We start from the raw sequence: 21,172 nt of genomic DNA, 5'->3' as shown, positions 1-21,172 counted from the left end.
AATCTCCAAAAAAAAAGTATAAATTTAAAAACAAGAAAAAATCAGGGTGTTCATATTTTGTCGGGTTATCCATGTATTAAAGATATCTATAAAACATTCTTACAAGTAAGCAGTTTAAGATACTCTGGTTTAGCGTTATCAGAAGTAAGCCCATCGCCTTTATCTCATGACACTGTTAGCCGATGGCTAAAAAGTAGATGTTTTAGACCTAAAGACCTATGGCGATTAGTTGAACCTTCTATAGACAAAAAAAGCCCTTGCGTACTAATTGCCGATGATACATTGATTGCCAAAACACGTAGTAAAAAAATAGAGATGGTCCATTATCAATATTCAGGTAATGAACATGATGTTATTGCTGGCATAGGTTTAGTTAATTTGCTTTGGCATGATCTGACGAAGGTTGAATCAATTCCTATCAATTATCGTATTTATGATAAAGATTCTGATGGAAAAACAAAAAACACGCACTTTTCCGAAATGCTCACTCTTGCTAAAAAAAGAGGGATCATGCCAGAAGCGGTAGTGATGGATGCTTGGTATTCTAGCCTGGATAACCTGAAATCAATTCGCTCTCATGGTTGGATCTGGGTAACCACGCTGAGGAAAAATAGGATTGTTAACCATAACAAACAACTGAACAAGTTAGACATCTCAGAAGAAGGAACGTCAATACACTTGCGAGGATATGGTTGGGTAACCGTTTTCAAATTTACAGCCAAAAACGGCCGTATTGATTACATAGTAACAAACAAAGAGAATCCCACCCATCAATACCTCAAATCTATCATGGATGCCCGTTGGTCTGTTGAAGTTTATCATCGAGAAGTTAAACAAAACTGTGGTATTGAACGCTGTCAGGCTCGCACGAGCCGAGCGCAAAGAAATCATATTTTTCTCGCTATTTCTGCGTGGTTTGAACAACATAAACGTCGTATATCTGAAAAAATAACCCTTTATCAACAAAATTGGGACGTAATCAAAAGTGCTATTACTGAGCAAATCCGTGTTTTATTAGCGTACCCAAATTAGTTTTGTGCGAAACTCGTGAGAACTAAATAATGGCCGCTTTATTATTGGCTCAGATCCAGTACAAGCCGATTTAATTCTGGTTGATGCGGGTATTGAAGCCGTTCATTTGATTCTAGAAATTGAAGAAGAAGGGATTAGAGTTATCGACCGGTCTGGTGAGGAAACGCCGCAACAAAATGACAAGGCAATAAATCAGGGTGAAATGCTGCTCCCCTGTAACCGGCAAGATGCGGGTATGCTCATTTGGATCTATAGTACCGTCAAACAGCAACTGCCCGCCAATCCAGATGAGTTAACGGATAGTCATATTAGGTTGATTAATAATCAACAACAGCATAAACACAAAAAAAGAGTTACTTTTATTGTTATTGCTATTTTTTCGATATTATTGGTCAGTTTGTATCTGCTGTTTTTCTCCGGCCCGGCTGAAATCGATTATATTCAGGAACAACATAAATTACAAAATTACCTGAATAAAGAGGAATACAAATACATTACCATGCGAATCGAACAAAATAAGCAACTGTTTATTTTGGGTGGTTATGTACAAAATAACCAGCAACGTTTGCTGATAAAACGTTATTTGGATAATAACAACTTAAATCATCAATTGAATATATATTCGATTGAAGAGATTAAACAAAGCTTAAAATATACCCTACATACTATGGGTTATAATCACATTGAAGTAAGCAATGGCGAAAAAGTCGGTTGGATAGATCTGTTTGGTGAAGTACGCTTTATTAATAATAAATCCTGGAGTAACTTAGCCACAATCCTTAAGCGTGATATTAGCGGCTTAAAAGGAATTAATAATCATGTCAAAATAAACGACGATCACCTAAAAAAATTAGTCGAATTACTAGAGCAATATGATTTAATAAATGTTCTTATTTATAATGAAAAAGAAAATAATATCACCGAATTGTATGGCTATTTAAATGAAAAACAGCGGCAACAATTTATTGAATTACAGCAAACATTTAATATTGAATTTAAGCAGAGGTATAAACTTAAATTAATCAAAGCCGATAATAATAATATTTAAAAAAAAAGAAATCCAATTAGATATTAAAGGTATTTCATTGGGACGTGCTCCCTATATTATTCTCACGAGTTTCGCACAAAACTAATTTGGGTACGCTAATAAAACACGGATTTGCTCAGTAATAGCACTTTTGATTACGTCCCAATTTTGTTGATAAAGGGTTATTTTTTCAGATATACGACGTTTATGTTGTTCAAACCACGCAGAAATAGCGAGAAAAATATGATTTCTTTGCGCTCGGCTCGTGCGAGCCTGACAGCGTTCAATACCACAGTTTTGTTTAACTTCTCGATGATAAACTTCAACAGACCAACGGGCATCCATGATAGATTGGACGTATTGACGGGTGGGATTCTATTTGTTTGTTACTATGTAATCAATACGGCCGTTTTTGGCTGTAAATTTGAAAACGGTTACCCAACCATATCCTCGCAAGTGTATTGACGTTCCTTCTTCTGAGATGTCTAACTTGTTCAGTTGTTTGTTATGGTTAACAATCCTATTTTTCCTCAGCGTGGTTACCCAGATCCAACCATGAGAGCGAATTGATTTCAGGTTATCCAGGCTAGAATACCAAGCATCCATCACTACGGCTTCTGGCATGATCCCTCTTTTTTTAGCAAGAGTGAGCATTTCGGAAAAGTGCGTGTTTTTTGTTTTTCCATCATAATCTTTATCATAAATACGATAATTGATAGGAATTGATTCAACCTTCGTCAGATCATGCCAAAGCAAATTAACTAAACCTATGCCAGCAATAACCTCATGTTCATTACCTGAATATTGATAATGGACCATCTCTATTTTTTTACTACGTGTTTTGGCAATCAATGTATCATCGGCAATTAGTACGCAAGGGCTTTTTTTGTCTACACGAGTTTCGCACCAATAAAAAAACGCGCTATTTTTAAGTTTAATTCAGCATGATATATAAATAGACAAAACCTTATAAATTAAATACAAATTATTGTAATTTAATAAAATTTATGTGTTTTAGTAACTTGCAGATTAACCATTGCTTTTAAGCCATTTCTAGAACTTTATATGCCTGTGCGAAACTCGTGGTCTATAGAAGGTTCAACTAATCGCCATAGGTCTTTAGGTCTAAAACATCTACTTTTTAGCCATCGGCTAACAGTGTCATGAGATAAAGGCGATGGGCTTACTTCTGATAACGCTAAACCAGAGTATCTTAAACTGCTTACTTGTAAGAATGTTTTATAGATATCTTTAATACATGGATAACCCGACAAAATATGAACACCCTGATTTTTTCTTGTTTTTAAATTTATACTTCTTTTTTGGAGATTGCGAAACTCGTGATTCTAAGAAATAATATGAAATACTCAATAAATTCAACCTTACCAACCGGAGAAACAATTGCCGCGATTGAAGATAATAAAATTATACTTAAGAAAAATAGTCAGGAAATTATCATTACCTTAAAGGAATAAATGATGTTAACCCAACTGGAAGAAAGAGTCAGTGATAGCGTTGAATATGTTAAAATTCAACATTATCTTTATGACCAACTAAATAACTGCCGTAAAAAGCTAAATAAACCACTATCACGTGATGAGCACCGTCAATCCATTCAGCAGCAAACCGCTATTTGGGCAGGGATCACTATTTTAGAAAAAATTAAATGGAGTTAATATGGCCGCTATTTTTGATTCAGGCAAAAGCATTGCACTTGATGAGGTCGCCACAAAACTAAAAACACAAATGGAAACAACATCTTATGATGTCAAAACCGCCATCGATGCACTTGGCACAAGCCTGGATAACCCAGCGCTAGTTGCTGAATTACAACATAAAATTAATAAATGGTCAGCGATGTTCAATATGCATTCAACCATTACCCGATCAATGCGCGATATGATCCAGGGTATTTTACAAAAAATCTAATCATGGCTCTGCAATTAGAAAAATTATTAATTGAGCTGGCAATTACCGCCGTAGAAAAAGAGTATTTAACTGAAGCTAATGATATTTATTGCTGGCTAACGCAATTAGATAAAAAATATCTTGAATCAGCATTACTGATAAAAATCCTTATTTTGCTGCGTCAGGAGCAGTATCAAACTATTTTAGAGTTGGCGCAACAATATGACTATCTAAATTTAATGCCTTTTTTTATTTTATCTGCCCATCAGCTAGGGTTAACAAAATTAAAAAATAACTTTTTGGCTAAACTTAATATAAATAAAAACCAACATGCTGATTTAATTAATTTTGCTTTAGCATTAATAGAAAATTATCAGAGCAATTAATATGAAAATTAACCATGATTATTATCCACATGATTTCAAAACGATAGTGCAATTAACTGACGATCAGCACAATAATATTGTTGTCACTACAGATAATATTGCGCTTAACCAACAGCAAATATTACTTGATGGATTAATCAAAAATTTAAGTCAATATACGCATCAAATTGATAAGGATGAATAATGGATATTAAACAGGTTAATAACAACATAAAATTTAATTTAGATGAAATTAATCAATCGATAGAAAATGTTAATCCAATCAATAATCAATTTGCCACAACTGCAAGATCAGCGAATAATGAAATCAATTTCTTTGAACAAATAGAATCAGTACGCCAAAATATGAGCCGGGCAAAAACTGAATTCCAGCAAAATATGAATAGTGAAGAGTTATCACCGCAAAAATTAATGCAAGTACAGTGGTCGTTGATGAGAATTACCTTACAGGAAGAATTAATTGCTAAAACTGCCAGTAAAGTTACCCAAAGTATGGAAACCTTATTAAAGGCACAATAACCAGATGAAAATAGTGCTGATTACCTTACCGTTGTTATTATCCATACTGCTAACTGGCTGTAAAACTGATCTCTATACTGGCCTGTCGCAAAAAGAGGCTAATGAGATGTATGCATTACTCAGAAATGAAGGAGTTTCCATCCACAAAGAAGTTGACAAAGAAAATACCGTCAAATTGCTGATTGATGAATCAGACATCGCCCAGGCAACTGAGATATTAAAACAACATGGTTACCCAAGAGAAGTTTTCTCTTCGTTAAAAGACGTTTTTCCAAAAGATAGTTTGATTTCTTTTCCTGTTGAAGAGCAAGCGCGGCTTAACTTTGTTAAAGAACAGGCGCTGGCAAAAGCAATATCACAAATAGATGGCGTCCTTAATGCTCCGGTGCATGTGGTTATGCCTAATAATAATGATAAAAATAGCTTCTCTTCCGCATCTGTCTTTATAAAATATGCGCCTAATGTCCAACTAGATAACTATACTCCACAAATAAAGCGATTAATTCACAATAGCATTGCTGGGTTAGATTTTGATAGAATTAGCGTAGCATTAATACCTGGCTCGGAAATATTACCTAGCAATACATATAGTCAAGAAAAACATTTTTTAGGTATCGATATTAATGAACATACTTATAATAAATTTATTATTCTTATATCTTTACTTATTTTTTTACTTATTAGTACTAATCTACTGCAATATTTCCTTAATAAAAGAAAATCGTAATAAAATATGCTGACACTTTTCCAATTACAATATTGCCCGGCACTTTATATTAATATTGAAAATTTACCTAATCTATGGCGAAAAACACTACAAAATTTAACTAATTGGCGCCACTCAAAAAATATAAATAAAATTATTTTTAAACATTATAAATTAAATAACAATATGATAAAAATTGAGAAAAATGAAAATATTGCCCTTTTCCCTCAATATGAATTTAATCAAATTTTAGCTTTATTAGGCATAATGTTACACATCAAATCGCTTTCTCATTGCATTAATAGTAAGCAAATAGGCTTTATTATTAATGAGATTGGTAAAGAAAAATATCGCTTTTGTTTAGCCAACGCAAATTTTATTATTGGTAATTGGCCGGAAGGCTGGCAACAAAAATTACCACTTGAAATGCATATAAATTATTTTTGCCAAACCGGACTTAATTTCTGGTTAGAGACTATCAACCAGAATAATGTCGATTTAATTAAACGCTTAAAATTACGCTTACCGAAAAAAAAGATAGAAAAAAATATTATCATAGCCGATAAGTATAAACCTGTTGCAGAGATATTAAAAAGATAACCAAAGAAGTAAATTTACAATGTTACCATTTACTCAAATAGATGATCAGATTATCATTAATGATGAAATAAAAATTTTAAAAAAAGCCGATTATCAATCCTATCTTAATGGCCAAGAATTTATCAATATTGCCAAACAGCATGCCAGAAAAATTGAAAATGATGCAGATAGTATTTATCAAGAGCGTTATACCGCCGGTTGGCAAGAAGGTTTGGCACAATCAGCCCAAGAACAAGCAGAGATTATTCATCAAACTTTAATAAATTGCCAAATTTTTTATCAACAAGTTGAAAACTAATTAGTTAATATTACTATAGAAGCGATGCGAAAAATTATTGCTAATTATGAACCTGATGAACTTTTATATAAAAATATCAGCCAAAATCTTGCGCTTGTTCATCAACATAAAAAAGTTATCTTACGCATTTCACCTAAGCAAGTTAATTTTTTGCAAAGTAAATTAACCGAACTACATAAAATACAACCAGAAATTGAATATATCGACATTGTTGAAGATCCGAGATTAGAAGAGAAAGATTGTATTTTAGAAACTGAAGTCGGTATGTTAAATGCCACTATTGAGAGTCAATTAAATGCAATAAAGCAAGCCTTACTAGGAAAATAAACATTGTTTTAATTAATACCAGTAGATAAAAAATTAAATAATAGTATTTTCCTGCCCTAATTCATTTTCCTCACCCGGCAATGATAACTAGCTTTCAGATTTATAGTGAACCTTTTATAAGAAAATTCCTATTTTTTTGATTTTTTAAATAATTGAAATAAATCGATCACTAAATAGTGAATTAATTTTTTATTATAGATTTTAATAGATTAAATTACCATTTAGGCTTCAAATTGATCAATAAAATACTGATATAAAATATATTTCAGTATTTAGCCAGTTAATTTAATAAAATGACAATAATCAAACATTGCTGGCATAAAAGCACAATTTTATCTATATTGGAGGATTATTAAACTACATTATTCGTTTAATTTAGATAACATGCAAGTAACAAGTAATAATAGGAGCACGCATGCTCACCTTTGATAAAAAAGTTTTATGGATGACATTTTTTATTAGTCCTCTTGCGATAGCTAATGATAGCCTATTTACCGTAATGGATGACCCTGCAACGGCAAAAAAAGATATTGAAATGTCAATCTCAGGTGGTTATCAAGTACAAACAGGAAACTCAAAGAGTTCAAACTTAACAGCAAAATCAGCACTAACACTCTATTCTTCAAACTTAGCTTATAGTTTTTGGGGAAATGCTACCAACAACTCATCCAATGATAAAAGATCATCGGAAACCTATCAGTTAGGCGCCAGGACTCGATACAATTTAACTAAATATGATTATCTATTCGGCCAAGCTAGCTGGTTAACTGATAGATATAATGGCTTTGATTCTAAAGACGTATTTGCCGTGGGCTATGGCCGACAAATATTTGATGGCCCCATTCATTCACTAAAAGTTGAAGCTGGCCCAAGTGTCAGATATGAACATTTTACCAGTGGTGGCCATGAAATAACAGGATTAGGCCACATTGGTGCAAACTATGAATGGAAAATTACTGATAATACGTCATTTAAACAAGGTATATCATTTTTTACCCGACTCAACAATGACTCTTCCGCTATCTCAGAAACTGCCTTACAAGTTGCCATGAGTGAACGGCTTTCACTCAATTTGATCTACAACGTTAACTGGAATGATAATCCTCCTCTCTCGGCACCAAAACGGATCAGCACCAAAACATCCATACAATTAGGTTATGCTTTCTGATAAATCGATTATTAATATTAATTACTAAAATCAATAGACCTATCTAATTAGGTCTATTGAAAATATTATTAAAACTCTTGCCGGGTTGGACGAAACAGAATTTCATTAATATCAACATTTTCTGGTTGTTTTATAGCAAAAATTACCGCTCGAGCATAGGAATCTGCCGGAATGGCATAATCGTTATAAAAAGATCGCATTCTGGCAGCGATATCTGGATCACTAATACTATCAAGCAACTCACTAGTGATTGCCCCTGGCGAAATCACTGTTGTTCTAATATGATAAGGTATCATTTCTTGCCGTAAACCTTCTGAGATCACTCGTACTGCCGTTTTGGTCGCTGAATAAACTGCACTGCCTGGCTTTACCTTATGTCCTGCGACTGACGATGTATTAATAATATGACCACTCATCTGTTTTTTCATATAGGGAAGCGCTGGCTGCTATCCCATAAAGCACGCCCTTTAAGTTAATGTCGATCATCTCATTCCATTCATCAATATGACAATCTTCTAACAGTGATTGCGGCATAATACCGGCATTATTAACTATCACATCAATTCGGTTATACAATGCAATTGCTCTGTCAACTAATGCCTGTAGTTGCTCAGGTTTTGTGACATCGGTGGCGACAACGGCTTCTTTATCAAGATTTAATTCTTCGGCTAATGATTGCAATCTATCAATACGACGCGCCCCCAAAACCAGTTTGGCACCATCTTTAACTAAATGACGAGCTAGTTCTTCACCTAATCCACTACTTGCACCGACAACGACAATAACTTTATTTGCAATTCCTAGTGCCATAATCATTATCCTTTTGGTTATATACTATTCATCAGCATATTTGTCTAAGTAATTGACCTTTTTTAATTTGACCTGCTGAAAAAATCTTACTGCAAGCCATCTAACCTTTCGATATCTTCAGGTCGCTTTTCCAACTGAGATAAATAGCGCAGATAAAAATAATCAATGTCCTGAATGAGTTAAGCTGTTTACTGTTCAATAACCATTTTTCCCTCTACTCACAGCGAAGAAAATTTTGTCATCAAAGCTAATCTTACTAGCTAGATAAAAGATAGCCGCTAATGAACAATAGATAATTTTAACTATAGTCAATAATAGGCCAAGGATCTTTGATAAAGAGAATAAAAACACTAACTCATTATTGCAACCATTTGAGCTATTTATAGCCTAAAAAAGTATTCTATCGAATGCATAAAATAAGATTAATATTTTATTTTTTACAAAAACAAAAACCTTATTATCTATTTATTCTTATTATTTTTAATTATATAAAAACAATTAATTAAAAAAGTTGATATTGTTTTCACAGCAATAACAGATAAATTTTTAATATTAAGATAAGTTATTTTGTTAAACACAATAATAATCTTATAAACAACTTAATTGAATCTATAATGCTATTAATTATGATCAATAAAATAACAAATATTGTATTTTAATAATATTGTAAATAATTATTTTATTTTCCTCCCACTAAAGATGTTAATAAATACTTTACCCATTGCGCAACTATTTTTTATTTTGTGATCCTTATCACTACCCCTACTGTATAAGCGATGATACTGTTACTAAACAAAATATCTTTCGTTTTGTTCGTGCATGATTTTTTATCAAACACCGTATTACCTGGCTTAAACTTCGTAAATAAAAAAATCATCACAATATTATTACTTTCGATATTTTATAAATCGAAAGTAATATAAACCCATTATTCTATAAAAATGAACTTTAATCATGATCACAGTTTCGTTTACTTTCTTTTGTTGTAATTACTAATGCGTTGTTTGTGCAATTAACTTTAGTTTCTATTGTTTACCACCACGATTTAATAACGTAACAGGAGTTAAAATGAGTACTGATACAATAAAACGCCGAGAAACTATTATAGACATGCTATACCATGATGGTAGTGTAAAAGTTACCACTCTTAGCCGGCGTTTTAATATCTCTCTGGTGACCATTCGTAATGATTTACGTTATTTAGAAAAAAAAGGCTGTGCATTACGCTCGTATGGTGGCGCAATGGCAAATAACAAATTTGCTTTCGACAGACCTTTTCAAATAAAAGGTCAAATAGATAGAGAACTAAAAATATTGATCGCTGCCAAAGCGGCAGAGTTTGTCCAAGATGGCGATTCGATAATTATCGACTCAGGCTCAACAACAACTGAAATTGTGCCTTTTTTACGTAATCATCATGCATTGGTGGTGATGACCAACGCACTTAATATCGCTTATGAATTAGCCAATCTTGAGCAAATTGATGTGATAGTTTTAGGTGGAAATACGCGTAAAAATTCCTACTCCCTTTATGGTTCAGTCGCAGAACAACAGCTTGCTCAATATCGTTTCAATACCTTGTTTCTTGGCGTTGATGGTTTTGATCTTGAAGCTGGCATCACAACCCCTCATCCAGGCGAAGCCCACCTTAATCGTATTATGTGTGATGTAGCACATCAAATTATTGCTGTCACAGATGGCAGTAAATTTGGCCGTAAGAGCTTTTGTTTAATTTGTGAAACCACACAAATTCATCATCTGATTACTGATAGCCGGATCCCAAAACAGTACCGTGAAACACTAGCTGAACTTGGGGTTAATGTCATTATTGTCGACGAATAACGCCTTGTTGATTTAATCCTAAATATACATCAGCTAGCAGGGAAATATTATGCAGTCGCTACTACAACTTATTCATCGCCATAAATTTGGCGAAGCGGTCGGGATCTATTCTGTTTGTTCTGCTCACTCCTGGGTATTAGAAAGCGCTTTACAACTAGCAAAAGAGAGAAAAACCGTGCTTTTAATTGAAGCTACTTCTAATCAAGTAAATCAATTTGGCGGCTATACTGGCATGCAACCAATTGATTTTAGAAATAAAGTATTCAACATCGCGCATAAACTGGATTTTCCGACCCAACAAATTTGGCTAGGCGGTGATCATTTAGGGCCCAATGTATGGCAAGAATACAGTGCAGAACAGGCTATGATATTTTCAGAAACGCTGATCTACGACTATGTCAAAGCTGGATTTCGAAAAATTCATCTTGATTGTTCAATGCCTTGTGCTGACGATGCAACACCTTTAACGGACGAAATTGTAGCTCAACGTGCAGCCCGTTTGTGCGCTGTGGCTGAACGCAGTTGGCAAGAAAATGGCGGTGAAGCACCCGTTTATGTTATTGGTACGGAAGTGCCTACACCGGGTGGTGCTAAATCAGCACTGACCGCTATACAAATCACATCAGCTAAAGCTGCCGACACAACCCTTAATATCCATCAAAAAGCTTGGCACAATACAGGACTCACCGACGTTTGGCCTAGAGTTATCGCTCTGGTTGTGCAACCGGGCGTTGAGTTTGACCATTACCAAGTTGAACACTATCAGCCAGAAAAAGCGAAAGCACTTAGTCAATATATTGAGAGCCATCCCCACATCGTTTACGAAGCCCATTCAACCGATTATCAAACTGCACAAGCTTACCAGAATTTGGTACGTGATCATTTCGTTATTTTAAAAGTCGGGCCGGCATTAACATTTGCCCTGCGTGAAGCACTGTTTGCACTAGATAAATTAGATCGTGAATGGAATGGAGAACATTTTGCAGCGCATCTTAGCGAAACTCTTGAGCAAGTGATGTATGAACAGCCAAACCACTGGCGGCCTTATTACCAAGGTAGTGCACATCAGCAATATATTGATCGCCAATACAGTTTGAGCGATCGTATTCGCTATTATTGGGCCAATCCTAAAGTCGCGGCGGCAGTTGAAAAGTTATTAACCAACTTACGCCAGCATACCGTTCCCCTCGCTATGTTAAGCCAATATCTACCAGAGCAAATGGAAGCAATTAATGCAGGTCGCTTATCAGCCACTGAGCCGAAAGAGTGGGTAAAGGATAAAATTCGTTCGGTATTAATGCATTATGCCATCGCTTGTGAGACAAAAACAGAAGGAGCCGTTGTATTATGATCCCCTTTTTCTCATATGATCCCCTATGGCTTAAAAGCCATAACGCGCAATACACCGTACAAGAAATCGAGCAACAACCTCAGTTATGGCGTAACTTATATCAAACGCTAACAGATAATTCAGCTGCCTGGCAAAACTTCCTTAACCCAATACTAAAACAAGCTAATTTACAAATTATTCTGTGTGGCGCAGGCTCTTCAGCATTTGTTGGCAAATCAATCGCACCTTGGTTACGCGAACACAGACATTTAAATGTTTATGCTATTGCTTCAACGGATATTGTGCCAACACCAAAGCAATATTTGGACAAAAGTAAACCCACTTTATTTATTTCTTATGCCCGCTCGGGTAATAGTCCAGAAAGCTTTGCGGCAATAAAGCTTGCAGATCAATTGTTAACAGAGTGCCATCATTTAATCTTAACCTGTAATCCCCAAAGCAAACTCACAGATTATGCAACAAACCGAGCAAATGTCTATTTACTCACTATGCCCGAAGGATCAAACGATCGCAGTTTTGCCATGACATCGAGTTTTAGTTGCATGGCATTAGCGACCATATTGTTATTAGGCAATTCAAATTTAAGCCATGCGCAACAGAATTTAGCCACCTTAATCACTTTATGTGAAAACCAGGCAAGCAACTGGCAAACAATTATTCAACCTATTATTCAGCAAGGTTTCAATCGCATGATAGTTTTAGGTTCCCACTGTTTTACCGGTATAAGCGAAGAAGGTGCGCTTAAAATGTTAGAGTTAACGGCGGGACAAGTTGCCACCCGTTATGACTCAACGATGGGAGTTCGCCATGGCCCGAAATTTTTTATTGATGAAGAAACGTTAGTTATCATTTTGCTTTCTCAAGAAGCGTATTGTCGACGTTATGATCTGGATCTACTTAATGAATTAAAGCATGATGGACGGGCTAAAAAAATCCTGGCCTTAAGTAGTCTACCTGATAGTAATGCCATTGAACTTAACACGACGCTAGCTGATATTTGGCTTATTTTTCCCTACCTATTATTTCTACAATTAATCGCGGTCGAAACTTCACTATCCCTAGGGCTAGCGCCTGATAATCCCTGTCCAACAGGTGAAGTAAATCGGGTAGTAAAAGGTGTCCATATTTATCCCTACATACAACCAGAACAATAATAAGGAGCGTATATGTCCCCTCCAAACATCTTAATGACTCGAATTGACAATCGTCTGATCCATGGTCAAGTCGGTATTACTTGGACCAATTCTCTCGGTGCCAATTTAGTTATCGTTGCCAATGATGAGGCCGCCAATGATCCAATCCAACAATCTCTCATGGATATGGTGGTATCCGATGGCGTGCAAACCCGCTATTTTACCTTACAAAAAACGATTGACATTATTCATAAGGCAGCAGAACGGCAGAAAATTTTCATTGTTTGCAAAACGCCGCAGGATGTATTGACGCAGGATGTATTGACGCTGGTAAAGGGTGGGGTACCGATCGATTTTGTCAATATCGGTAATATGCATTTCTGCGAAGGGGAAAAAACAGATCCATAAAACCGTTTCCGTTGATAACAATGATATCGACGCTTTTCATCAGCTTAATCAATTAGGTATCACCTGCGAAATTCGCCGTGTTACAGATGAAAGCGGTGAAAATATTACCAATCTGCTGAATTAATGGAGACAAATATGTTTATTGATGCATTATTAATCGCCTTATTAGCAGGTATTGCTGGTGTTGACTTATTTAATGGTCTAACTCATCTTCATCGACCGATTGTAATAGGCCCGATCGTAGGGCTAATTTTAGGTGATGTGCAGACAGGTTTATTAGTTGGTGGGACTTTAGAAGTTGTTTGGATGGGAATGGTACCACTTGCTGGAGCGCAATCCCCAAATGTGGTTATCGGTGGTATTATTGGCACCGCTTTTGCTATTCTCACCCATTCTGATCCTAAAGTTGCTATTGGGATTGCCATCCCCTTTTCGATTGCGGTGCAAGGTTGCATTACCCTATATTATTTACCCTTTATTCACCCATGATGCATAAATGCGATCAAATGGTTAAAAATCTCAATTGGCGTGGTGTTGAGTGGGTAAACTATTTTGGCATTATTATTCTATTTTGTTTTTACTTTATCGTTGCTTTCTTACCTATTTACTTCGGCGCTGACGCCGCCAGTGCTATGGTACAAAAAGCCCCACAGTGGCTGCTCGATGGACTGGCGGTTGCCGGTGGTATGATGCCTGCAATCGGCTTCGCTTTACTGATGAAAATCATGATGAAAAAAACTTATATTGCTTATTTTATCTTAGGTTTTCTTGCTGTCACCTTCCTTAACCTACGATTATCGCCGTCGCTTTAGGTGCCTTTGCTATCGCTTTAATCGATTTCTTTAACCGCACTCGTAATAATGATGGCGAAACAGCAAACATGCCATCAAAAACCAATCAACAGGAGATGAATGATGGCATTTAATGGATCTGATGAAGAGATGGCAAATAAAAGCGAACAACGCATGGCCCAAGCCCTAGCCACCAGCCAGGTAGAGAGTGATGACTATATTGATACCACGGCGGGTAAAGCACTAACCTCCTATGATATTAATGTTATGGCGCTACGTTCGCTCCTTTTGCAAGCTTCTTTTAACTATGAACGTATGCAAGCCGGTGGCTGGTTATATACGCTTATTCCGGCTTTGCCTAAAATTCACAACAATCCAGAAGATCTCGCCAACTCCATGAAAATACATCACGAGTTTCGCACGGGCATATAAAATTCTAGAAATGGCTTCAGAACAATAATTAATCTGTAACTTGCTAAGACGTATAAATTTACTTAAATTACAATAAGTTATTTTTAATTTATGAGATTTTTTCTATTTATATATTATGCTGAATTAAACTTAAAAATAGAGCGCTTTTTTATTGGTGCGAAACTCGTGTACATATGGAATTTATTAATGTTCACCCTTTTGATGTCACTTTTTTATCCGGCCTGGTATTAGCTATGGAGCGCGGTAAAGAAAAAATTTCGACTATCCGCGCGGTTAAAGTTGCCTTGATGGGGCCATTAGGCGGGATTAGTGATCCCTTATTTTGGCTCACTCTATTGCCAATATGTGCCGGTATCGGTGCTTCACTTGCCTTGCAGGGGAGTATTTTTGGCCCGATCGTTTTCTTGCTGTTATTTAATATTGTTGATTTTGCCTTACGATTTGGTCTAGCCCATTACGGTTATCAAGCAGGAACTAAGGCGATTGCGATACTAAAAACTCACACCAGAAATATTTCTCATGCTGCCTCTATTGTCGGTATGACGGTAATCGGGGCACTGGTAGCTTCATATGTTCACCTCTCTACGCCGTTAATACTAAAGGCCGGTGAGGCCAAGGTGGCATTACAAACCGATGTGTTGGATAAATTAATGCCCAATTTATTACCGCTGGCTTTCACACTAATCATTTATGGTTTTTTAAAACGGGGGTTTTCAGCCGTAAAAATGATCGGAATTACCATCCTATTTGGGCTGGCAGGTAAATTAGTTGGATTCTTATAAGGAGTAAATATCACGAGTTTCGCAATCTCCAAAAAAGAAGTATAAATTTAAAAACAAGAAAAAATCAGGGTGTTCATATTTTGTCGGGTTATCCATGTATTAAAGATATCTATAAAACATTCTTACAAGTAAGCAGTTTAAGATACTCTGGTTTAGCGTTATCAGAAGTAAGCCCATCGCCTTTATCTCATGACACTGTTAGCCGATGGCTAAAAAGTAGATGTTTTAGACCTAAAGACCTATGGCGATTAGTTGAACCTTCTATAGACAAAAAAAGCCCTTGCGTACTAATTGCCGATGATACATTGATTGCCAAAACACGTAGTAAAAAAATAGAGATGGTCCATTATCAATATTCAGGTAATGAACATGATGTTATTGCTGGCATAGGTTTAGTTAATTTGCTTTGGCATGATCTGACGAAGGTTGAATCAATTCCTATCAATTATCGTATTTATGATAAAGATTCTGATGGAAAAACAAAAAACACGCACTTTTCCGAAATGCTCACTCTTGCTAAAAAAAGAGGGATCATGCCAGAAGCCGTAGTGATGGATGCTTGGTATTCTAGCCTGGATAACCTGAAATCAATTCGCTCTCATGGTTGGATCTGGGTAACCACGCTGAGGAAAAATAGGATTGTTAACCATAACAAACAACTGAACAAGTTAGACATCTCAGAAGAAGGAACGTCAATACACTTGCGAGGATATGGTTGGGTAACCGTTTTCAAATTTACAGCCAAAAACGGCCGTATTGATTACATAGTAACAAACAAAGAGAATCCCACCCGTCAATACCTCAAATCTATCATGGATGCCCGTTGGTCTGTTGAAGTTTATCATCGAGAAGTTAAACAAAACTGTGGTATTGAACGCTGTCAGGCTCGCACGAGCCGAGCGCAAAGAAATCATATTTTTCTCGCTATTTCTGCGTGGTTTGAACAACATAAACGTCGTATATCTGAAAAAATAACCCTTTATCAACAAAATTGGGACGTAATCAAAAGTGCTATTACTGAGCAAATCCGTGTTTTATTAGCGTACCCAAATTAGTTTTGTGCGAAACTCGTGAATATGTTAGGCATTGTCATTACTGGCAATGGAAGTTTTGCTAGTGGTTTAATGCAAGCAATGGAGCAAATTGTTGGTAAACAAGAGCAGTGTACTGCCATTGATTTTACTGAAGGCATGACAACAGAAGATTTACATCAAGCATTAAATCAAGCCAGTAAAATTTGTGATGTCGGTGACGGCTTAGTATTTCTTACTGATTTACTTGGCGGCACACCATTTTCACAAGCCTCGCAGTTAACATTGGCACATCCACAATGGCAAGTCCTAACGGGAACGAATATGCAAATCGCGGTCGAAATGATGTTAGAACGACAAGCGCTCGATGCAGAAAAATTTCGTGATATGGCGCTGGATTGTAGCCACCAAGGATTAACCAGTTTATGGCATCAGCAACAGCAGAATAAAAGATCTCATAATAATGATGGTATTTAAGGAGTTCCCATGTATTTAATATCTACCCGCGAAATGCTAAAAAATGCCCAACGAGGGCAATATGCGATACCCGCATTTAATGTTCACAATTTAGAAACTATCCAAGTCGTTGTGGAAACTGCGGCCAAAATGGCTTCACCGGTCATTCTGGCCGGTACACCGAGTACCTTTACCTACGCCGGCCTTGAATACATGGTATCTATTTGTACCCAAGCCGCTTCATTGAATAAATTACCGCTTGCTCTCCATCTGGATCATCATGAAGGATTGAGCGATATCTGCAATAAAGTCAAAGCCGGTGTTCGCTCGGTAATGATAGATGCCTCCCATCTACCATTTGCAGAAAACATCGAGATCGTAGCTAATGTTGTGCAATTTTGCCAACGTTACGATGTGAGTGTCGAAGCTGAATTAGGTCGCCTGGGGGGGCAAGAAGATGAATTAGTTGTTGATAGTAAAGAAAGTTTTTATACCGATCCGATTGCTGCTAAAAAATATGTTGCGCAAACTGGTATGGATTCGCTGGCAGTTGCCATTGGCTCTGCTCACGGACTCTACCATGATGAACCTCATCTTGACTTTGAGCGCCTGGCGGAGATCCAGCAGCAGGTAGATATTCCATTAGTTTTACATAGCGCATCAGGCATATCTGAAGAGATGATACGCCAATCTATTTCATTAGGGCACGAGTTTCGCACCAATAAAAAACGCTCTATTTTTAAGTTTAATTCAGCATAATATGTAAATAGATAAAACCTTATAAATTAAATATAACTTATTGTAAATTAAGTGAATTTATGCATTTCAGTAACTTGCAGATTAATCATTACTTTCAAGCCATTTCTAGAATTTTATAGGCCTGTGCGAAACTCGTGTAGGGATCTGTAAAGTCAATGTGGCTACCGACTTAAAAATTGCCTTTGCTGATGCAGTAAAAATATATCTCACGAGTTTCGCAATCTCCAAAAAAGAAGTATAAATTTAAAAACAAGAAAAAATCAGGGTGTTCATATTTTGTCGGGTTATCCATGTATTAAAGATATCTATAAAACATTCTTACAAGTAAGCAGTTTAAGATACTCTGGTTTAGCGTTATCAGAAGTAAGCCCATCGCCTTTATCTCACGACACTGTTAGCCGATGGCTAAAAAGTAGATGTTTTAGACCTAAAGACCTATGTCGATTATAGGAATTGATTCAACCTTCGTCAGATCATGCCAAAGCAAATTAACTAAACCTATGCCAGCAATAACCTCATGTTCATTACCTGAATATTGATAATGGACCATCTCTATTTTTTTACTACGTGTTTTGGCAATCAATGTATCATCGGCAATTAGTACGCAAGGGCTTTTTTTGTCTATAGAAGGTTCAACTAATCGCCATAGGTCTTTAGGTCTAATACATCTACTTTTTAGCCATCGGCTAACAGTGTCATGAGATAAAGGCGATGGGCTTACTTCTGATAACGCTAAACCAGAGTATCTTAAACTGCTTACTTGTAAGAATGTTTTATAGATATCTTTAATACATGGATAACCCGACAAAATATGAACACCCTGATTTTTTCTTGTTTTTAAATTTATACTTCTTTTTTGGAGATTGCGAAACTCGTGTAATATAGAAATGTTAACTGCATCAAATATTGCATAAAATAATTACTAGAAAATGGAAAGCATTGGCAAATAACTGAATGAACCATAAAAGAATTGTTGCCAGCAGCAAGATGGCTAATTTGCTACTGGCAATTACATGATGCTAAATAAAAGATGAGAGGTTAAAAGCCGATCAAATAATCAGCCTTCCGTTTGATCGAGATAGGTAATGATAAATAATGACTTGCTTGCCAGTGATTCAAACTCTGGAGCATCAGAATATTGCGCCAATAAGGGCATAAAAATTGACTGGCCAATAATGCTGCGACTTGGCGGCGCTGCTGGTCTTAATCCCCACACATTATGGTAGATTATCGGCACAGTACTACCCTGCCAATCTGCATTACCGACATACAGCATAATATGCCCTTTTATATAGACTAATGTTTTAAATGGTTGGCCATATTTGATCAAATAAGCAAGCCGTTGATCAGTTGAATAATGGCTTAAATCAATCCGCTTACCACTTAACGATTGAGGTAGTGAATTTCTGGGTAGAAAAATACCAAAAGGCAGCATAAGATTTCTTACTTCCGCAGAGCAGTCATTGAAACCATAAAGACTTCCCCAGCCATAATCTTTACCTTGCATGTATTGAATGATATGCGCCATATTTTCTGCTGTTGGTGAAATAGGTGTCTGACGCACCATCTGTTCAAACTGTGGCGCATAACGAATAACAGCATAGCCCTTATCATCGTAGGCCGGTAATGCGACATTTGTTTTACCGTTAATCGATTTTAATGGCAATAATGTACCGGTACGGGCGGTAAATCTAAATACGCCCTGCTTATCAGTGAAACTGGCATTATCATTAATAACTGCCCCAAGCTTTTTTTTCGCCATGGTTGTCCACTGTTGGATAAAATGATCATTCACTTTAGCAATATGTGAACTATCTACCCAGCCCATTTCAGTAGGCGATATTATAAAACTCCAGGATCTATCAGCGGTTACTGCCACAATGTAAACCGGTTCAGCGGGATGCAGAGTGGAATTTTGTAACATATCAAAAGGATAACCTTGACCTGCCTCACGCGGATCTTCAAAAGCAGGATAAGCTGTTGGTAGTAATCTTACCGCGGTTTCACGTAAAGTGATCCCCCGGGCTGTAGGCGTGTATCGATCGGCGATCGACACGGATACCCGATGTTGCATTTTTGCTTTCCAGCTAGCATCTAATAAACGAAAATTTTCGCCATAGTGACTGACATTAGCCGCAGTAAATTTTTCAGCAAAATGTGATAAATTTCTTTTCGCACCTTTTGCATCCTGCAAAACTGACTGAATATAATCACCATTCCAGGGAGATTGCGCACCAAAATAGTGTGCTAACAGGGTATTGAAAGCTTTTTTTTGTTGTAGTTCAGTTAAAAAGGGTTGTCGGTAACCAGGCTCATTAGGTGGGATCCAGCGAGCGCTACTTTGTGGATAATTAGCAATCGGAAAAAGTTTTTTCGTTTGATCAATAACGTTAATATCTTGCTTATCATTAAATAATGATAATGAATGAGGTGTTTTATTGCTACACCCAATCAGTAATAACAGAATGCTAAAGCCAATCATTTGTTTCATCAACGCCAGCTCCTCTAGATTTACTACTTTTCACTATATCCATATCATGCGGACTTATTTAATTTTAAATATTAAGATTAATTAAAATCTTAATTTATATTACACCATCTACTATTAATAATAACAACATATAAGCCATTAATTTTTAACATTTAGCTACTGACTGATAATCAATAATATAGTAATTATGGTTAATCTGTTATCAATAATAATTTTTATCTTTATTATTAATCAAAAAAATAGTAGAATTAACTGATTCTTAATACCCTATTATTGATAAGGATAAAAATAAATATTTATCTATTTTTATAACTTAATATTGAACATAGAAATAATTTATTAATTTCAGACTAAATTATCATCATATTATAATAGACTTTAATTCTGCTATTTGATATTCAGAAAGTTGATACAATGGATAAAATAAAAAACCAATAGATAAAGTAGCACCTGAAAATTGAATAGTAATATTTCCCACTCTTATTAAATGCAATTATTTTACACTTTAACCGCTTTTATTTAATAAATAAATATAATTTGACAAAATATTAACAAATGAATTACCTTTATATGGCTAGTGTTTGTACTATCGATCGATCCATAAATAAATCAGTAAATATTATATTAAAGAGCTTAATATGAATCTTGCTATAAAACGTGGGTTATTAATACTATCAGTAACTTCTGCCATGGTCACAACCTTTTCATCAACTGCAATTGCAGGAACAGAAGGAAAACAGCAATATTATTGCAAAGATAACCATGGTGATGATAATGATCGAGGACTATGGGATTATATTTTCACCGCATCTAGTAAAGCAGATGCTGAAAGTCAAGCCGAAAAGCAATATAAAGTTGATGGCCCCAATGCTTTTGTTAATATCAAAGAATGTACACTCCAAAATTAAATTTGAG

21 protein-coding genes and 8 pseudogenes are annotated in these 21,172 nt (G+C 35.9%); 24 read left to right on the top strand and 5 right to left on the bottom strand.

What is annotated here, in order from left to right; translation table 11 throughout:
- Positions 1 to 57 precede the first annotated feature (57 nt).
- Entirely contained in the window at positions 58 to 1,032 is a 975-nt protein-coding gene (locus V3224_RS11550) for an IS701 family transposase (protein WP_334470608.1), read from the top strand.
- A gap of 31 nt (positions 1,033 to 1,063) precedes the next feature.
- Positions 1,064 to 2,080 (top strand): annotated as a pseudogene (gene sctD / locus V3224_RS11545) (type III secretion system inner membrane ring subunit SctD); the annotation flags it as partial.
- Positions 2,081 to 2,161: 81 nt separating this feature from the next.
- Here sctD and V3224_RS11535 read toward each other — a convergent pair.
- Together V3224_RS11535 and V3224_RS11530 are read right to left on the bottom strand one after the other, a co-directional pair.
- Positions 2,162 to 2,998, bottom strand: a pseudogene (locus V3224_RS11535) (IS701 family transposase).
- A 122-nt stretch (positions 2,999 to 3,120) separates the two neighbouring features.
- Positions 3,121 to 3,333: a hypothetical protein gene (locus tag V3224_RS11530; RefSeq protein WP_334470604.1), complete on the bottom strand. Its 213-nt coding sequence runs from the start codon at positions 3,331 to 3,333 to the stop codon at positions 3,121 to 3,123.
- Between the two features lie 204 nt (positions 3,334 to 3,537).
- Here V3224_RS11530 and V3224_RS11525 point away from each other — a divergent pair, with 204 nt between their 5' ends.
- The 10 genes from V3224_RS11525 to V3224_RS11480 all read left to right on the top strand — a co-directional run bounded on the left by V3224_RS11525 (position 3,538) and on the right by V3224_RS11480 (position 7,971).
- Positions 3,538 to 3,735, top strand: a complete 198-nt coding sequence (locus V3224_RS11525) for an EscE/YscE/SsaE family type III secretion system needle protein co-chaperone (protein WP_334470603.1) — start codon at positions 3,538 to 3,540, stop codon at positions 3,733 to 3,735.
- 1 nt (position 3,736) lies between these two features.
- Positions 3,737 to 3,988, top strand: a complete 252-nt coding sequence (gene sctF, locus V3224_RS11520) for a type III secretion system needle filament subunit SctF (protein WP_334470601.1) — start codon at positions 3,737 to 3,739, stop codon at positions 3,986 to 3,988.
- Between the two features lie 2 nt (positions 3,989 to 3,990).
- Positions 3,991 to 4,353 (top strand): YscG family type III secretion protein, encoded by a 363-nt coding sequence (locus V3224_RS11515; protein WP_334470600.1) that lies wholly within the window; start codon positions 3,991 to 3,993, stop codon positions 4,351 to 4,353.
- Between the two features lies 1 nt (position 4,354).
- Entirely contained in the window at positions 4,355 to 4,537 is a 183-nt protein-coding gene (locus V3224_RS11510) for a hypothetical protein (protein ID WP_310513058.1), read from the top strand.
- Positions 4,537 to 4,872, top strand: coding sequence for a type III secretion system inner rod subunit SctI (sctI, locus tag V3224_RS11505; protein WP_334470595.1), 336 nt, complete (start codon positions 4,537 to 4,539; stop codon positions 4,870 to 4,872). Before V3224_RS11510 ends, sctI begins: the two co-directional genes overlap by 1 nt.
- A gap of 4 nt (positions 4,873 to 4,876) precedes the next feature.
- Positions 4,877 to 5,599, top strand: a complete 723-nt coding sequence (gene sctJ / locus V3224_RS11500) for a type III secretion system inner membrane ring lipoprotein SctJ (protein WP_334470593.1) — start codon at positions 4,877 to 4,879, stop codon at positions 5,597 to 5,599.
- Positions 5,600 to 5,605: 6 nt separating this feature from the next.
- Positions 5,606 to 6,178, top strand: coding sequence for a SctK family type III secretion system sorting platform protein (locus V3224_RS11495; protein WP_334470591.1), 573 nt, complete (start codon positions 5,606 to 5,608; stop codon positions 6,176 to 6,178).
- A gap of 19 nt (positions 6,179 to 6,197) precedes the next feature.
- Positions 6,198 to 6,476: a hypothetical protein gene (locus V3224_RS11490; protein ID WP_334470589.1), complete on the top strand. Its 279-nt coding sequence runs from the start codon at positions 6,198 to 6,200 to the stop codon at positions 6,474 to 6,476.
- 9 nt (positions 6,477 to 6,485) lie between these two features.
- On the top strand, positions 6,486 to 6,803 hold the full coding sequence (locus V3224_RS11485; RefSeq protein WP_334470887.1) for a FliH/SctL family protein: 318 nt from the start codon (positions 6,486 to 6,488) through the stop codon (positions 6,801 to 6,803).
- Between the two features lie 415 nt (positions 6,804 to 7,218).
- Entirely contained in the window at positions 7,219 to 7,971 is a 753-nt protein-coding gene (locus V3224_RS11480) for a DUF481 domain-containing protein (RefSeq protein ID WP_334470588.1), read from the top strand.
- A gap of 68 nt (positions 7,972 to 8,039) precedes the next feature.
- On the opposite strand, the pseudogene V3224_RS11475 reads toward V3224_RS11480, so the two are convergent.
- Positions 8,040 to 8,781: pseudogene (locus tag V3224_RS11475) on the bottom strand (SDR family oxidoreductase).
- Positions 8,782 to 9,849: 1,068 nt separating this feature from the next.
- Between V3224_RS11475 and agaR the strand changes: the two are divergent.
- The 11 genes and pseudogenes from agaR to V3224_RS11420 all read left to right on the top strand — a co-directional run.
- A complete protein-coding gene (gene agaR / locus V3224_RS11470) occupies positions 9,850 to 10,623 on the top strand; it encodes a transcriptional repressor AgaR (RefSeq protein ID WP_334470586.1) in 774 nt (257 codons plus the stop codon).
- A gap of 49 nt (positions 10,624 to 10,672) precedes the next feature.
- A complete protein-coding gene (locus tag V3224_RS11465; RefSeq protein WP_334470584.1) occupies positions 10,673 to 11,974 on the top strand; it encodes a D-tagatose-bisphosphate aldolase, class II, non-catalytic subunit in 1,302 nt (433 codons plus the stop codon).
- On the top strand, positions 11,971 to 13,128 hold the full coding sequence (locus tag V3224_RS11460) for an SIS domain-containing protein (protein ID WP_334470582.1): 1,158 nt from the start codon (positions 11,971 to 11,973) through the stop codon (positions 13,126 to 13,128). The genes V3224_RS11465 and V3224_RS11460 overlap by 4 nt, the downstream gene beginning before the upstream one ends.
- Before the next feature lie 12 nt (positions 13,129 to 13,140).
- Positions 13,141 to 13,639, top strand: a pseudogene (agaV, locus tag V3224_RS11455) (PTS N-acetylgalactosamine transporter subunit IIB).
- Positions 13,640 to 13,650: 11 nt separating this feature from the next.
- A pseudogene (gene agaW, locus V3224_RS11450) lies at positions 13,651 to 14,440 on the top strand (PTS N-acetylgalactosamine transporter subunit IIC).
- Positions 14,430 to 14,738 carry a PTS system mannose/fructose/sorbose family transporter subunit IID gene (locus V3224_RS11445; protein WP_442890243.1) on the top strand — a complete coding sequence of 103 codons (309 nt, stop codon included), beginning with the start codon at positions 14,430 to 14,432 and terminating at the stop codon, positions 14,736 to 14,738. The pseudogene agaW and the gene V3224_RS11445 overlap by 11 nt, the downstream one beginning before the upstream one ends.
- Before the next feature lie 164 nt (positions 14,739 to 14,902).
- Positions 14,903 to 15,520 (top strand): annotated as a pseudogene (locus V3224_RS11440) (PTS system mannose/fructose/sorbose family transporter subunit IID); the annotation flags it as partial.
- Positions 15,521 to 15,600: 80 nt separating this feature from the next.
- Positions 15,601 to 16,575, top strand: coding sequence for an IS701 family transposase (locus V3224_RS11435; protein ID WP_334470580.1), 975 nt, complete (start codon positions 15,601 to 15,603; stop codon positions 16,573 to 16,575).
- Between the two features lie 21 nt (positions 16,576 to 16,596).
- Positions 16,597 to 17,028: a PTS galactosamine/N-acetylgalactosamine transporter subunit IIA gene (gene agaF / locus V3224_RS11430; RefSeq protein ID WP_334470885.1), complete on the top strand. Its 432-nt coding sequence runs from the start codon at positions 16,597 to 16,599 to the stop codon at positions 17,026 to 17,028.
- Between the two features lie 9 nt (positions 17,029 to 17,037).
- Entirely contained in the window at positions 17,038 to 17,766 is a 729-nt protein-coding gene (locus V3224_RS11425) for a ketose-bisphosphate aldolase (RefSeq protein ID WP_334470578.1), read from the top strand.
- A 276-nt stretch (positions 17,767 to 18,042) separates the two neighbouring features.
- Positions 18,043 to 18,213, top strand: a pseudogene (locus V3224_RS11420) (IS701 family transposase); the annotation flags it as partial.
- Here V3224_RS11420 and V3224_RS11415 read toward each other — a convergent pair.
- Both V3224_RS11415 and V3224_RS11410 read right to left on the bottom strand, forming a co-directional pair.
- Positions 18,212 to 18,574: pseudogene (locus V3224_RS11415) on the bottom strand (IS701 family transposase); the annotation flags it as partial. The pseudogenes V3224_RS11420 and V3224_RS11415 overlap by 2 nt on opposite strands.
- Positions 18,575 to 18,823: 249 nt before the next feature.
- A complete protein-coding gene (locus tag V3224_RS11410) occupies positions 18,824 to 20,257 on the bottom strand; it encodes an SH3 domain-containing protein (RefSeq protein WP_334470572.1) in 1,434 nt (477 codons plus the stop codon).
- 638 nt (positions 20,258 to 20,895) lie between these two features.
- On the opposite strand from V3224_RS11410, the gene V3224_RS11405 reads away from it, so the two are divergent.
- The gene (locus tag V3224_RS11405; protein ID WP_334470570.1) at positions 20,896 to 21,165 is read left to right on the top strand and encodes a hypothetical protein; all 270 of its coding nucleotides are present in this window, start codon (positions 20,896 to 20,898) and stop codon (positions 21,163 to 21,165) included.
- Positions 21,166 to 21,172: the final 7 nt, after the last annotated feature.

The organism is Arsenophonus sp. PmNCSU2021_1 (assembly GCF_036919435.1).
GTDB classification, from domain to species: domain Bacteria; phylum Pseudomonadota; class Gammaproteobacteria; order Enterobacterales; family Enterobacteriaceae; genus Arsenophonus; species Arsenophonus nilaparvatae.
The sequence above is the reverse complement of the archived record's forward strand: the minus strand, read 5'-3'. Positions and strand labels throughout refer to the sequence as shown.